Consider the following 14,522-nt stretch of genomic DNA (forward strand, 5'->3'; position numbering starts at 1 on the left):
GCAACAGGCACAGACTTCGCCGCAAAATAGGTGCATGATAATAAAAAGGATCACGCACAAATTGCCCGATATCTCCACCGCTTCCATCATTCCCGCCTCCATCGAAGCCTCGCCCGCGCAGGTGCTTGGCTCGACGGACCTTGCCGGGCTCTTTCCGCAGGGTGTGCGCGTCTATCTCACTGACACTGGCGCCGCCTCGCAGGAAAGGCTCGTCGAAGCCGCAGGACATTTGCGCGATCTCGGTTATGAGCCGGTGCCGCATCTTGCAGCGCGGCGCATGCCCTCCGGCACAGCGTTTGAGGAACAGGTAAAACGGCTTGCCGGAGAAGCGGGCGTAACCGATGTTCTGGTTGTCGGCGGCGGCGTCGACCGGCCGGCCGGTCCCTTCGCATCCAGCATGGACATGCTGTCCACCGGTATTTTCGACCGTTGCGGCATAAGGCAGATCGCCATCGCCGGCCACCCGGAAGGCAGCCCGGATTTCAACGACGAAACGGCGATGGCCGCACTCAGGCTGAAACGCGATTTTGCCGAAAGAAGCGATGCCGTTATGCGCATCGTCACCCAGTTCGGTTTCGATCCCGCGCGTTTCATCGCCTGGGCGGAAGGGTTAGCGGCGTCAGGCATCGAGCTTCCGGTGCATATCGGCGTTTCCGGCCCGGCCAAGATCACGACGCTTCTGAAATATGCAGCGCTTTGCGGCGTCGGCAATTCCATCGCCTATCTCAAGAAAAATGCGCTTTCGCTGACGACGCTTGCCAAAGGCCATTCACCGGAAAGCATCGTCGGGCCGATCGAGCGGCACTGGCAGGCCAATCCGCTGGGGCCGATCCGGCAAATTCACGTCTTCCCCTTCGGCGGATTGCAGAATTCGGCCGACTGGCTGGTCAAGCGTGGAAGCTGGCAAACCGGCGCGGTGGACCGTTCGGCATCGCCGGATTCGATGACCGGCTAAAACCGCGATTCTAACGGCGCGACGGGCCACGGCCGCCGCGCACCTCGAATATCTCAGGCCGCCTTGGCGACTTCGACAAAAGCGTTTCGAATGCTTTCAGCCACGGCAAGAACAGGGCGGGACGCCTTGTCACCCATGATCAGGCGGATATCGAAACAGCCGAGTTCCGGCAGGCCTTCCTTGTCGCCCAGAATGACCATGTCGTTCTGCACATAGGATCGCGGCAGCGGCGCGATGGCGAGATCGGCGGCAATCGCCGCGCGCTGCGCCATGGTATGGCCGCTGAGATAGGCCACGCGGAAATTACGGCCGCGCTTTTCCAGCGAATGGATCGCTTCCGAGCGCCAGATGCAACCCTCTTCCCAGATGGAGATTGGCAGCGGATCGCGCAGATAGGCCGTGCCACACTTTGCACCCGCCCAGACCAGACGCTCGCGCATCAGCACCTCGCCCGTATCCCGAAGGGGATGAGAGGCACAGTTGACGAGGGCAAGATCGAGCCTCTGCTCATCCATGCGCTTATAGAGATTGGAGCTGGAATCGATGGTGACGTCGATCATGATGCCGGGGAAAGCCTCGGCAAAACGCTTGAGAATGCCCGGCAGCAGGCCACGCTCGCCAATATCCTCCGGCGCACCGAGACGGACGACGCCGGAAAGCTCCGGCATGACGAAACGTGACACAGCCTCGTTGGACAGCGCAATCATGCGCCGCGCATAGGTCAAAAGCGTCTCCCCATGCGCCGTCAATGTCACCGAACGGGCATCGCGCAGGAAAAGCGTCGTTTTCAACTGCTCTTCAAGCTTCTTGATCTGCATGGAAACGGCAGACGGCGTTCTGAACACCACTTCTGCGGCGGTGGAGAAATTTCCCGTTTCCGCGATGGCGACGAAGGTTCTCAATATGTCGTTATCCAGCAACGGCAGCGGTTGGCGGAAAGTCACGGTCATGGCACGCACCTTCAAATATTTTGATTTATAGATGGATATCATTTCGTTTGATTGAATGTCAACAAGCGCGCACCATCCGGGACATCGATTGACGGGGCGGATTTAGCCTCGTCGGCAAGCGCATACCGAAGTCGCAAACAGGATCGTGGTTCAGGAAAGGATCAAGACATGACCATGATACATTATCTCCCCGTGGCGAACCGTTCCTCGCACCGTCCGTCATCCAGCGGCTGGCTTCATCGCCTGTCCGACCATGTTGCCGCCCGTTACGCCGCATGGCGTCGCGAAAAAATGCTTCGCGCACTGGAAGCATTGCCACCTGAAACATTGAAGGATATCGGATGGCCGACGACGGACAACAGCCGCATAAACGTCATCCGCAGATGACATTCAACCGGTGGCCCGCAACGTTTCCAGACGTGCGAGCCATCCCTGCCCGCCCTTCGGATGGAGGAACAAGGGCGCAAAATAGCGTGCCTGTTTTACATGCGACACGCCGCCTTTTTTAAAGGCTTGTCGCAAAATTTGCATATTTCAAAAGCGATTTTTTGACAGCCCCGATTCCACGGCGTATTTTTCGTTAAAGATGTCGTAGACAGGACATCCAGAAGACCAATTCCAAGGGAGGAATTGCGTATTCGCAACGGAGCACGGGCAAATGAGCAGAAACTCCCAGAAGAAGCGCTCAATCGTCTTTTTTCTCATTCCGCAATTTACCATGCTGCCATTCGCCGCAGCGGTTGAAACGCTTCGCATCGCCAACCGAATGTTGGGCTATCAGGCCTATGAGTGGCGGCTCTCCTCGCTCGATGGCCAGAAGGTCATGTCGTCAAGCGGCATCTGTCTTGAGCCCGACACCTGTCTTGCCGATGAGCGGCGCTACGTCAACGGCGAAAACCGCCCGGAAATGGCGATCATCTGTTCGGGCATCGATGTGGATCAACACATCAACAAATCCGTCAATGCCTGGCTGCGCGAAGCCTATAATCGCGGCATCGCCATTGGCAGCCTCTGTACCGCCGCCCATATTCTCGCACAGGCGGGCCTTTTGAACGGCAAGCGCTGCGCGATCCACTGGGAAAACCTGCCCGGCTTTTCCGAAGCCTTCCCGCAGGTGGAAGTCTACGCAGATCTTTTCGAAGTCGACAGCAACATCTATACCTGCGCCGGCGGCACGGCCTCGCTCGACATGATGCTGAGCCTTATCGGCCAGGATTTCGGCGAAAACCTCGTCAACCGCGTCTGCGAACAGCAATTGACCGACCGGGTGCGTAGCCCCAATGACCGCCAGCGCCTGCCGCTACGCGCCCGCCTCGGCGTGCAGAACAGCAAGGTCCTGTCGATCATCGAATTGATGGAAGGCAATCTTGCCGAACCGCTGTCGTTGCTCGATATCGCCGATGCCGCCGATCTGTCGCGCCGGCAGGTGGAGCGCCTCTTCCGCCAGGAAATGGGCCGTTCGCCCGCCCGCTATTATCTCGAAATCCGCCTCGACCGCGCCCGCCACCTGCTGGTGCAATCGGCCATGCCGGTGGTCGAAGTCGCCGTCGCCTGCGGTTTCGTCTCCGCCTCGCATTTTTCAAAGTGTTATCGCGAAATCTACAATCGCACGCCGCAGCAGGAACGCGCCGAGCGCAAGCTCCTGATCAGCGCCTCGCGAATGGCGATGGCGAGCCAGGCAGGCAAGGCTGCGCATTGAATGCGGGCTAATGCCGCAAACGCGACGGAGCTTGTTTCAGGATAAAAAACCGCTCCTCCCTCATGCCGGTCCCCGGAACAAGCCCGAGGATGATCCGGCATCCAGTCACGGCGCGTCTGCGCCGTGAGAAGGGTCTTTCGCGATCAAGGACTTGATCGCGCTGGACCCCGGATCGAGTGCGGGGTGACGGAGTGGGGATGATGGAACTTTGCTAAACCACCGAACCTGTCAGCGGCTACCAAACACAATCAGACCACTTCACCCAAACGGCCGAACCGCATGGGCAAGGTCTTCCGCCGTCAAGCCGTCGCCTGCCCTATGGCCTGCCTCGCCATGCAGCCAGACCCCGGCCGCGGCCGCTTCGAAGGCAGGCGCGCCCTGTGCCAGCAGCGCGCCGATGATACCGGCCAGCACATCGCCTGATCCAGCTGTCGCAAGGCTTGCGGGAGCGTTGGTGTTGACCAGCGCCCGGCCATCCGGCGCTGCAATCACCGTATCCGCGCCCTTATAGACCAGCGCGGCGCCGCTGCGGGCCGAGGCGACCTGCGCCTTCTCGATCTTGCTCAGCATCTTGTCGGCGGCAAGATCGGGAAACAGTCGCGCAAATTCGCCCTCATGCGGCGTCAGCACGAATTTGCCTGTGCCCGACGTGACACGCGCAAACAGGGCATCCCTGTGATCCCTGAAAGCCGTGATCGCATCGGCATCCAGCACGACCGCCTTATCTCCAAGCAGAGACACGAAGTGGCGCGCCTTTTCGAGGTCGCCGAAACCCGGGCCGAGAACGAAAGTGCCATGACGCCCATCGTCCAGCCACGACCGCAGATCGTCGGCATCGTCCACCGGTGCGTTCATCACCGCCGTCAGCGTGACGGACAGCACATCGAGCGCTTGCCTAGGCGCAGCGACGGTGACGATCCCCGCTCCCGCCTTCAGTGCCGAAAGCGCGGTCATGCGGCTTGCACCCGTCGCATGGGCCGGGCCGGAAAAGACGGTCAGATGCCCGCGACGGAATTTATGGGTTTCCATATCGGCATGAGGCAAGGCATCCCGCCAGATCAGCGGATCATTTTCCGCCACCGATCCCGCATGGGCATCAAGGATGCGGGACGGGATGCCGATATCGAACACCTCGAGCGTTCCACAAAGCTCCCGCCCTGGCATCAGCAGATGACCCGGCTTGCGCGCCATGAAGGTCACCGTCCGCTCCGCCCTGAACGATGCGCCGAGAGGCACGCCCCGCCTGCCGCAGAGGCCCGAGGGCAGGTCGACGGCGAGAACCGGCACCTTCGCCCGCGTGACCGCCTCAATCACTCGAATAAGCTCCTGCGGAACATCGCGGGACAATCCGGCCCCGAACACCGCATCGATCACCACGTCACCGGCAACTGGGGAATACCCGTCAAACGGCAGCGGCGTCACGCCGCTCCGCTCGAATGCCGTCCGCGCATCGCCGCTGAGCGCACCGACATCACCGAGATGATAAACCGCGACGACTGCCCCGCTCTGCAAAAGCGCCCGCGCCGCCACATAACCATCGCCGCCATTGTTGCCACCCCCGCAGAGCACGACGAAACGCTGCGCCTGCGGATAGTAACGCAGCACCGAGGCCACAACGGCCTGCCCCGCCCGCTCCATCAGGTCATAAAGAGGAATGCCGGATTGCCCGGCCGCCGCATCGATGCGGGCCATGGCAACAGGGTCGATAAGGAAGAGGCGCGGAAGGGATTTCATGTCCCGATCATCCCTTCAAAACGCCGGAAAGGCAATCGATACAAAAATAAGCAAATTGCCATGTCTAAATAATAGACAAATGCATAAAATATAAACAAACGACCATTCCCCTGTTCGCACCTTTCCAAATATTCAAATCAACTAAAATAATACAAATTCACAGAAATGCTGATGGATTTTTCGGGTTTCCGCGAGAAATTGGCTGGAAAAGCGCAAAAAGCGAATGCATTTTGTGTCGGAAAGCCGGGGGATCGAAGTTTTTTCTTCAAGCCCGCTTCCGATCTGGCACAATACGTGCATTCTTGTGGCAGAGCGGGAGTTACCTGCTTTAACGGGAGAAGCGGAGAGATATTTTCTCATGAAAAAGATCGAAGCGATCATTAAGCCTTTCAAGCTCGATGAAGTGAAGGAAGCCCTTCAGGAAGTCGGACTTCAGGGAATCACGGTCACGGAAGCAAAAGGCTTTGGTCGTCAGAAGGGCCACACGGAACTCTACCGCGGAGCAGAGTACGTCGTGGACTTTTTGCCGAAAGTGAAAGTCGAAGTCGTATTGGCGGATGAGAATGCGGAAGCCGTCATCGAGGCGATCCGCAATGCGGCGCAGACAGGACGTATCGGCGACGGAAAGATTTTCGTTTCCAATGTCGAGGAAGTCATCCGCATCCGTACCGGTGAAACAGGCGTGGACGCCATATAATCAAGAACGTCCCGAGCCGGGGAGGCTTGGGTTTTCACCTCGTCATCATCACACTCAAGGAAAACGTTTAAATGACGACCGCAAACGATATCTTGAAGCAGATCAAGGATAACGACATCAAGTTCGTGGACCTGCGCTTTACCGACCCCAAGGGCAAGCTGCAGCACGTCACCATGGATGTTGTCTGTGTGGACGAAGACATGTTCGCCGATGGCGTCATGTTCGACGGCTCCTCGATCGCCGGCTGGAAGGCCATCAACGAGTCCGACATGGTGCTGATGCCCGATCCGGCCACCGCCCATATCGACCCGTTCTTCGCCCAGTCCACCCTGGTCGTCCTTTGCGACATCCTCGACCCGGTCTCGGGCGAAGCCTATAACCGCGACCCGCGCGGCACCGCCAAGAAGGCCGAAGCCTACCTCAAGGCATCCGGCATCGGCGACACCGTTTTCGTTGGCCCGGAGCCGGAATTCTTCGTCTTCGACGACGTGAAGTACAAGGCTGATCCCTACAACACCGGCTTCAAGCTGGATTCGTCCGAACTGCCGTCCAACGACGACACGGATTACGAGACCGGCAACCTCGGCCACCGTCCGCGCGTCAAGGGCGGCTACTTCCCGGTTCCGCCGATCGACAGCCTGCAGGACATGCGCTCTGAAATGCTGACGGTTCTGGCCGAAATGGGCGTGGTCGTCGAAAAGCACCACCACGAAGTGGCTGCCGCACAGCACGAGCTGGGCGTGAAATTCGACACGCTCGTCTCCAGCGCCGACAAGATGCAGATCTACAAGTACGTCGTGCACCAGGTCGCCAATGCCTATGGCAAGACGGCAACCTTCATGCCGAAGCCGATCTTCGGCGACAACGGCTCGGGCATGCACGTTCACCAGTCGATCTGGAAGGGCGGCAAGCCGACCTTCGCGGGTGACGAATATGCCGGTCTTTCCGAGACCTGCCTCTATTACATCGGCGGCATCATCAAGCACGCCAAGGCCATCAACGCCTTCACCAACCCCACCACCAACTCCTACAAGCGTCTGGTGCCGGGTTATGAAGCGCCGGTTCTGCTCGCCTACTCCGCGCGCAACCGTTCCGCCTCCTGCCGTATCCCCTTCGGCTCCAACCCGAAGGCAAAGCGCGTCGAAGTCCGCTTCCCGGACCCGACCCAGAACCCGTACCTCGGTTTTGCGGCCATGCTGATGGCCGGCCTCGACGGCATCAAGAACAAGATCCACCCCGGCAAGCCGATGGACAAGGACCTTTACGATCTTCCTGCCAAGGAACTGAAGAAGATTCCGACCGTCTGCGGTTCGCTGCGCGAAGCGCTGGAAAGCCTCGACAAGGACCGCAAGTTCCTGACCGCCGGCGGCGTGTTCGACGACGACCAGATCGACTCGTTCATCGAGCTGAAGATGCAGGAAGTCATGCGTTTCGAAATGACCCCGCATCCGGTCGAATTCGACATGTACTACTCGGCCTGATCGGCCTTTGGAGCGCTCCCATCGGGGCGCTCCATCCATTCCGGCGGTTTTCCCTGGAAAGCCGCCGTTTTCTTTTGAAGCCCAGCCATCATTGCGAAGAATGTCGAACAAGCCAGCCTCTCAGCAAACGCGCCTCACGGACTGGCTCATCTTTCTGGCGGTGCCGTTCTTTTTCTCCAGCAATGTCATTTTCGGCCGTGGCGTCGTCGGCGAAGTCTCGCCTTTCATCGCCGCCTTCATCCGCTGGATCGGCTCGACCCTCATCATCGCCCCTTTCATGATCGCCGACTGGCGCAACTGCCTTGCCTTCGTGCGGCGAAAAACGCTGCTCTGGCTCGTCCTCGGCATTCTCGGCATGGGCATCTGCGGCGGCGTGGTCTATTGGGGGCTAACCATGACGACGGCCGCCAACGGCACGCTGATCTACACCACGTCCTCGCTGTTCATCATCCTGTTCCAGCGCGTCTTTCAGGGCCGCCCGATCCGGAAGCTGGAAGTGGCGGGCATGGTCATCGCCTTTGCCGGCGTGGCGGCCATCGTGCTCAAGGGCGATATGTCCGCTCTCTGGCAGCTGAATTTCAACATTGGCGATTTCGCGATCCTGACGGCGGCCATCGCCTTTGCGGTCTATTCGCTGCTGCTGCGCGATCCTGCCGCACGGCAGATGGCCTCCTTCAGCCTTTTCGGCCTGATCGCCTTTTCCGGCGCGCTCGTGCTTCTGCCGCCGGCGGCTCTGGAACTGGCGCAGGGCGGCATGTTGCCCGCAACGCCAATGGCCTGGGCCAAGATCGGCGGCATCATCCTGTTTGCCTCACTATTGGCCTTTTATTGCTTCACTCATACGGTGCGCGTCTTCGGTCCCGCCACTGCTGGCGTCACGCTTTACATGATGCCGCCGGTCTCGATCCTCATGGCCACGCTGTTTCTGGGGGAGACTTTCGAGACCTATCACGCCGTCGGCATCGTGCTCGTCACCGGCGGCGTCATCATCGCCACCGCGCCCATCGGCGGAAGGCGCTGAACGCGGAAGGCAGACCGGCGCCAAAACCGCTAGGTCTTGATATTTCGCATTCCGATACCACCTAGTATTGGGAAAGGAAGTACATGCCATGAAACAAAGAAACGCAAAATTCACGCTTGGCGAAATCGTCCGCCACAAGGTGTTTCCGTTCCGCGGTGTGGTGATCGACGTGGACCCGGAATATGCCAATACCGAGGAATGGTGGAATGCCATCCCTGCGGAAATCAGGCCGGATCGCGACCAGCCCTTCTATCATCTTCTGGCTGAAAACGAGGAGACGGAATATGTCGCCTATGTTTCCGAACAGAACCTCGTCCACGACGAAAATGAGACGCCGCTCCGAAATCCCAATATCGGCCGCATCTTCGACAAGGCGCCGAATGGCGAATGGCGCCCGAAAATGTCGACGGCGCATTGACGCCCGCCAAATTTCTCCCCTCCCTCCCAGGAGCATAAAAAAACCGGCCTGTCGCCAGACCGGTTTTCCTGTTTTTGGAGCTTACGCTGCAATCAGGGCTTTGGCGCGCCCTTGGCAGCGTCCTGAGCGGCTTCCAGCTTCTTGCGGGCCTCTTCAGCCTTCTTCTGCATGCCTTCCTGCAGGCTGCGCTGGCTTTCGGCAAGCTGCGACTGGGTGATCGCCGGGCCGTCATAAGCGCCGGTGAAGCCGGAGAGCGCGATCTTGATGGGGTTCGGCGCGCGGCGGAAGTTGATGGAGGTGAAGACCACCTCGCTACCCTTCTTCAGGGAAGCGATCATGGCGTCCGTCAGCGGAACTTCAGCCGTGCACTTGTCAGGAAGGCAAACGGCGTAATCGAGCTTCTGGCCCTTGCCGCCGTCGATCTGCATCATCACGCCCGGAGGAACGAGACGCGCGGTCGGAACGGAGACCTGCAGCAGCTTGCGGTTGACCTTGCCTTCAACGGTGATGAGGCCGACGGCGGTGATCATCTGGCCGTTCTGGGCAAGAACCACGTTCTGCACGACGCAGACATCGTTGTCTTCCTGCTTGGAGCAGGTCTTGAACCAGCCGAGCGGCGGAGCGCCAGCGCCCTGAGCGGCGGGAGCAGCATCCTGAGCCTGCGAGATGGCCGGAGCGGACATTGCGCCGAGAGAAAGGACCAGAGCGGACAGAGCCGTCCGGGTGAATGTGTTTGCCTTGTGCATCATAAGAGTTCCGTCTCCTGAATGTCTGCCAGAACAGAACCGCAAGATCCTGTTCGCCGATGGCGGTATCCTTCTGCCCGTTCAACTGTCGTTTAAATGAGGCAAATGCGTGACCCGTCTCTTCCGGTCCCCCTGTTACATGCCGATCGCGGCGATATCCAGCACTTCTTTAACTTTTTCTTGAGCTGACCCAAGATTTCCCGCCGTTGCATGGGTCATGCAATGTCCGTGTGCTACATATCTGCCAGAATCATGACGATAAACCGGTCAGGTCCACATATCGGACTGACCGTTGAGACAGGATAGTGACATGCGCAACCTTGCGGCCTTCATCCCCGCATTGTTCCTTCTGGGATCATCCCTGCTTCCCGCCGGAACCGCCCTGGCGCAGCCGCTTCACGGCATTTCCATGCATGGTACGCCTGCCATGCCGGCAGATTTCCGCCACTTCCCTTACGTCAATCCGGACGTGAAGAAAGGCGGCCGAATCTCTTACGGCGTCGTCGGCACCTTCGACAGCCTCAATCCCTTCGTTCTCAAGGGAATGCGCACCACCGCGCGCGGGGTCTGGGACCCGGAATTCGGCAATCTTCTTTACGAACCGCTGATGCTGCGCTCCAGCGACGAGCCTTTCAGCCTTTACGGCCTGCTCGCCGAAACCGCGGAGTGGGATGAGGAGCGCAGCTTCGTCCAGTTCAACCTCAACCCGAAGGCAAAATGGTCCGATGGCGAGCCGGTGACCGCGGATGACGTGATCTTCACCTTCAACCTCCTCAAGGAAAAAGGCCGCCCACCCTTCAACACCCGTCTGGACGGCGTGGCGAAGCTGGAAAAGATCGGCGATCGCAGCGTGCGTTTCACCTTCAATGACAAGGCGAACCGCGAAACGCCGCTCATTCTCGCCTCCTCCACCCCGATCCTGCCGAAACATGCGATCGATCCGGAAAAATTCGAGCAGGCGGGCCTCGGCCCGGTCGTCGGCTCGGGTCCATACCGAATCAAAACCCTTCGGCCGGGCGAACGAATCATCTGGGAGCGGAACCCGGACTATTGGGGCAAGGATATTCCCGGCAAGGTCGGCTTCGACAATTACGACGAGATCAGCGTCACCTATTTCCTTCAGGTCACCACCATGTTCGAAGCCTTCAAGAAGGGTGATATCGACATTTATCCTGAAGGCGACGCCATCAACGGCACGTCCGATACCTCCCACTGGGGACAGGCTTACAATTTTCCGGCCGTCCATCGCGGCGATATCGTCAAGGACGTCTTCCAGCCGCGTCTGCCCACCGGCATGTTCGGCCTCGTTTTCAACACCCGCCGCGCCGTCTTCGCCGACGAAAAGGTGCGCGAAGGCCTGTCCTATGCGCTCGATTTCGAATGGATGAACAAGAACATCCTCGGAGGCTCCTTCAAGCGCACGCAGAGTTACTGGCAGAACTCCCCGCTCGGCGCTTATGGTAATGCCGCCGACGAGCGCGAGCTTGCCCTGCTTGGCGACGCGGCGAAAACCATGCCGCCGGAACTGCTAGCGGGAACCTATGCCATGCCGACCACCGATAGCACCGGCGCGGACCGCAAAGTTCTGAAAATGGCCGTCGACAAGCTGAAAGAGGCTGGCTACAGCATCAAGAACGGCAGAATGTCCGACGCCAGCGGCCGTCAGCTTGCCTTCGAAATCATGACGCAGAACCCGGCGCAGGAGCGCATCGCGCTTGCCTATCAGCGTTCGCTCAACCTGATCGGCGTCGCCATGGGCATCCGCTCGGTCGATGACGGGCAATATCAGGCCCGCTCGAACAGCTTCGACTATGACATGATCATCCGCTCCCTGCCCTCCTCGCTCTCACCGGGCATGGAACAGCTCAACCGCTGGAGTTCGCTCTCGCGGGATGCGCAGGGCAGCTTCAACTATGCCGGTGCCGCAAATCCCGATATAGACCGCATGATCGAGGCCCTGCTGCAGGCAAGGTCGACGGAGGATTTTCAGGCGGCGGTGCGCGGTTACGACCGCCTTCTCGTTGCCGGCCACTATGTCATTCCGCTCTATTATATCGGCGCGCAATGGGTGGCCCGCTGGAAATATATCGACCGCCCGGATATGACGCCGATATCCGGCAATCAGAAACAGACCTGGTGGGATGCGCGGGCGCAATAAACCGCACCGCACCCATCCCCGGCAGAGAAAAGGGAAGATAAAACCATGGAACGCATCGTTGTCGACGTCGTATCGGATATGGTCTGCCCGTGGTGTTATCTCGGCAAGGCAAGGCTCGATCTCGCCATTGCCGAGGTGCAGGACGAAATCAGCGTCGACGTGAACTGGCGTCCTTACCGCCTCAACCCGGATTACCCGCCTGAAGGCGTCGATCAGAAAGCCGCTCTCGAGGAAAAGCTCGGCAAGGAACGCCTGGAACAGGCACATGCCACGCTGATGCAACTCGGCAGGGAAGTCGGTATCAATTACGATTTCGATGCGATCAAGATCGGCCCGAACACGCTCGACGCCCATCGGCTGTCGCTCTGGGCGCATTCCGAAGGCCGCGACGTTCAGGAAAAAGTCGTCACCGCCCTGTTCAAGGCCAATTTCGAGGAAGGGCGCAACATCGGCGATCACGCGGTGCTGACCGATGTGGCCGAAAAATCCGGCATGGACGCCAAGGTCGTGGCCCGGCTTCTCGCCTCCGACGCCGACAAGGACACCGTCATCGCCGAAATCGATGCGGCGCAGCAAATGGGCGTCGCCGGCGTGCCCTTCTTCATCATCGACCAGAAATACGCCATAAGCGGTGCACAAACGCCGGACGCATTGATTGCTGCACTGCGGGATATTGCAAAAATCAAGGCGGACGAGCATAGATCGATGAACTGACGGTCAAACCACCGGCGGTTTTCATCAACTCGATTTTTCGCCGGTGTTTCCGTGTCCGACCAGACCCTGAAAGGCATTCTGCTTGCCTTTGCCGCCTTCGCTGCCTACGCCTGGAGCGATGCAAGCGTTAAACTCATAGAAGGCCAGATTTCACCGATCGAATCGGCCTTCTTCGGCGCCCTTTTCGGCCTCGTCGCCCTGCCCTTCATTCGCAAGCGCAATGATCACTGGGTGGATGTGGTGAAGACGACGAACCGCCCCTTGTGGATTATTCGCTTTTTTGCAGCCGGCACCGGCGCAGTGGGCAGCGTGACCGCTTTCACCCATCTTTCCATGGCGGAAGCCTTCGCGCTGATCTTCCTGCTCCCTTCCTTCGTCACCATCATGTCGGTGGTGTTCCTGAAGGAACAGGTGGGCATCAAGCGCTGGTCGGCCGTCATCATCGGTTTCCTCGGCGTGCTGGTCATCCTGCGTCCGGGCTTCCGCGAACTCGGCATCGGCCATCTCGGCGCGATCATCGGCGGCTTCAGCGGTGCGCTCAGCATTGTCATTTTCCGCGCCATGGGGCCATCGGAAAAGAACGTCTCGCTTTATGGTGCCGGTGTGCTCGGCTGTCTCACCATAAGCGGCATCGCCATGGTGCCGACGTTTGTTATGCCAGCCGGCGAGCAATGGCTGTTGCTGGCGGGATATGGCCTGCTCGGCGCGCTTGGCAACGTGCTGGTCATGTATGCCGCCCAATATGCGCCCGCCGCCATGATCGGCCCGACGCAATATAGCCAGATGCTCTGGGCCATCCTGTTCGGTTACCTGATTTTCGGCGACCGTATCGACGGTTGGATGCTGGTCGGCATCGCCCTCATCGTCGGCTCCGGCCTGTTGACGCTGATCCGCGAGAAGCAGAGAAAGGTGCCGCTGCCCGCCTCGATCGCCGCCACCGACCAGAACGTGGCCGTCGGCATCACGCCGGAAGGCCCCTGATAAGTTTGCCCTTCAAAGGTTGAAAGAGAGACCTGGCGGCTTGCACCATAGATATGGCGTGTTCCGCCACTGCGATGGCACGATGCGCGACCTATGTTGGCCCTATCCAAGAGCAAGAGGTGCCAACATGAACATACGAACCCAACCGACCGCCCTCGTTACCGGCGCATCATCCGGCATGGGCAAAAGCATCGCCAAACGCCTGATCGCCGATGGCTATCTCGTCTATGTCGCCGCGCGCAGCATCGACAGGATGACGGACCTGGAAAAGCTCGGCGCGGTTGCGCTGCGCATGGACATCTCAAGCGACGAGGACATCGTCGCCACCGTTGCCGCGATTACCGCACGATCCGGTGGCGTCGATGTGCTCGTGAACAATGCCGGCTACGGGCTCTACGGCCCCGTCGAGGAGATTCCGCTCGACGAGGCGCGCTACCAGTTCGAGGTCAACGTTTTCGGCACCGCCCGTCTGACCCAACTCCTTATGCCGGCCATGCGCGCAAGGAGCAAAGGCACCATCGTCAACATCACCTCGATGGGTGGTAAGATCTACACCGTTCTGGGTGCCTGGTATCACGCGACCAAACACGCGCTGGAAGGCTGGTCGGACAGTCTGCGGCTGGAAGCCGAGCCATTCGGCATCCGCGTCGTGGTGGTCGAGCCGGGCCTGATCGAGACCGGTTTCGGCGCTGCCGCAGCGCAGGGTCTCCTCGAACGCTCGGCAAACGGCCCTTATGCGAAGATGGCGCAGAGCGTTGCGGCTTCCATGGACCGAAGCTACGGTAAGGGTATGGGCACCGATCCCGAGCTCATTGCCGATGTGGTGAGCAAGGCGGTCAGGTCCGCCCGCCCGAAGACACGTTATGCGGCCGGCAAATACGCCCGGCTGATGATCGGCGTGCGCAAATGGTTCGGCGACCGGGCCTTCGACAGGCTGATCAGAAGCCAGATGTAGAAAGAAGGCCGGA

At 59.6% G+C, this 14,522-nt stretch carries 14 protein-coding genes; 11 read left to right on the forward strand and 3 right to left on the reverse strand.

The genetic code is table 11. From position 1 onward, the window contains the following. The first annotated feature begins 34 nt into the window (after positions 1 to 34). On the forward strand, positions 35 to 955 hold the full coding sequence (locus ACQZ40_RS18010; protein ID WP_448748391.1) for a methylenetetrahydrofolate reductase: 921 nt from the start codon (positions 35 to 37) through the stop codon (positions 953 to 955). Between the two features lie 53 nt (positions 956 to 1,008). Here ACQZ40_RS18010 and ACQZ40_RS18015 read toward each other — a convergent pair whose 3' ends face one another. Continuing rightward, positions 1,009 to 1,947 carry a LysR family transcriptional regulator gene (locus tag ACQZ40_RS18015; RefSeq protein WP_020810641.1) on the reverse strand — a complete coding sequence of 313 codons (939 nt, stop codon included), beginning with the start codon at positions 1,945 to 1,947 and terminating at the stop codon, positions 1,009 to 1,011. A gap of 126 nt (positions 1,948 to 2,073) precedes the next feature. Between ACQZ40_RS18015 and ACQZ40_RS18020 the strand changes: the two genes are divergently transcribed. Continuing rightward, on the forward strand, positions 2,074 to 2,292 hold the full coding sequence (locus ACQZ40_RS18020; protein ID WP_059760262.1) for a hypothetical protein: 219 nt from the start codon (positions 2,074 to 2,076) through the stop codon (positions 2,290 to 2,292). 271 nt (positions 2,293 to 2,563) lie between these two features. Then, entirely contained in the window at positions 2,564 to 3,604 is a 1,041-nt protein-coding gene (locus tag ACQZ40_RS18025) for a GlxA family transcriptional regulator (RefSeq protein ID WP_065655157.1), read from the forward strand. A gap of 258 nt (positions 3,605 to 3,862) precedes the next feature. On the opposite strand, the gene ACQZ40_RS18030 is transcribed toward ACQZ40_RS18025, so the two are convergent. After that, positions 3,863 to 5,338 carry an NAD(P)H-hydrate dehydratase gene (locus ACQZ40_RS18030; RefSeq protein ID WP_448748392.1) on the reverse strand — a complete coding sequence of 492 codons (1,476 nt, stop codon included), beginning with the start codon at positions 5,336 to 5,338 and terminating at the stop codon, positions 3,863 to 3,865. Positions 5,339 to 5,696: 358 nt separating this feature from the next. Between ACQZ40_RS18030 and ACQZ40_RS18035 the strand changes: the two genes are divergently transcribed. The 4 genes from ACQZ40_RS18035 (at position 5,697) to hspQ (ending at position 8,955) form a co-directional block, all read left to right on the forward strand. Next, entirely contained in the window at positions 5,697 to 6,035 is a 339-nt protein-coding gene (locus ACQZ40_RS18035) for a P-II family nitrogen regulator (RefSeq protein WP_003515720.1), read from the forward strand. A gap of 71 nt (positions 6,036 to 6,106) precedes the next feature. Further along, positions 6,107 to 7,516, forward strand: coding sequence for a type I glutamate--ammonia ligase (gene glnA, locus ACQZ40_RS18040; protein ID WP_003523416.1), 1,410 nt, complete (start codon positions 6,107 to 6,109; stop codon positions 7,514 to 7,516). 100 nt (positions 7,517 to 7,616) lie between these two features. Further along, positions 7,617 to 8,537, forward strand: coding sequence for a DMT family transporter (locus tag ACQZ40_RS18045; protein ID WP_448748393.1), 921 nt, complete (start codon positions 7,617 to 7,619; stop codon positions 8,535 to 8,537). An 88-nt stretch (positions 8,538 to 8,625) separates the two neighbouring features. Then, positions 8,626 to 8,955 (forward strand): heat shock protein HspQ, encoded by a 330-nt coding sequence (hspQ, locus tag ACQZ40_RS18050; protein ID WP_003523419.1) that lies wholly within the window; start codon positions 8,626 to 8,628, stop codon positions 8,953 to 8,955. Positions 8,956 to 9,047: 92 nt separating this feature from the next. On the opposite strand, the gene ACQZ40_RS18055 is transcribed toward hspQ, so the two are convergent. Then, positions 9,048 to 9,704, reverse strand: coding sequence for an invasion associated locus B family protein (locus ACQZ40_RS18055; RefSeq protein WP_003523420.1), 657 nt, complete (start codon positions 9,702 to 9,704; stop codon positions 9,048 to 9,050). 307 nt (positions 9,705 to 10,011) lie between these two features. Here ACQZ40_RS18055 and ACQZ40_RS18060 point away from each other — a divergent pair, with 307 nt between their 5' ends. From ACQZ40_RS18060 to ACQZ40_RS18075, 4 genes are all read left to right on the forward strand, one after another. Further along, positions 10,012 to 11,859: an extracellular solute-binding protein gene (locus ACQZ40_RS18060; RefSeq protein ID WP_448748394.1), complete on the forward strand. Its 1,848-nt coding sequence runs from the start codon at positions 10,012 to 10,014 to the stop codon at positions 11,857 to 11,859. Between the two features lie 45 nt (positions 11,860 to 11,904). After that, positions 11,905 to 12,573 carry a DsbA family oxidoreductase gene (locus ACQZ40_RS18065; protein ID WP_448748395.1) on the forward strand — a complete coding sequence of 223 codons (669 nt, stop codon included), beginning with the start codon at positions 11,905 to 11,907 and terminating at the stop codon, positions 12,571 to 12,573. A gap of 51 nt (positions 12,574 to 12,624) precedes the next feature. Next, on the forward strand, positions 12,625 to 13,554 hold the full coding sequence (locus ACQZ40_RS18070) for a DMT family transporter (RefSeq protein WP_448748396.1): 930 nt from the start codon (positions 12,625 to 12,627) through the stop codon (positions 13,552 to 13,554). A gap of 127 nt (positions 13,555 to 13,681) precedes the next feature. Then, positions 13,682 to 14,509 carry an oxidoreductase gene (locus ACQZ40_RS18075; RefSeq protein ID WP_448748397.1) on the forward strand — a complete coding sequence of 276 codons (828 nt, stop codon included), beginning with the start codon at positions 13,682 to 13,684 and terminating at the stop codon, positions 14,507 to 14,509. The last annotated feature ends 13 nt before the right edge of the window (positions 14,510 to 14,522 follow it).

The organism is Agrobacterium sp. 16-172Ci (assembly GCF_053522725.1).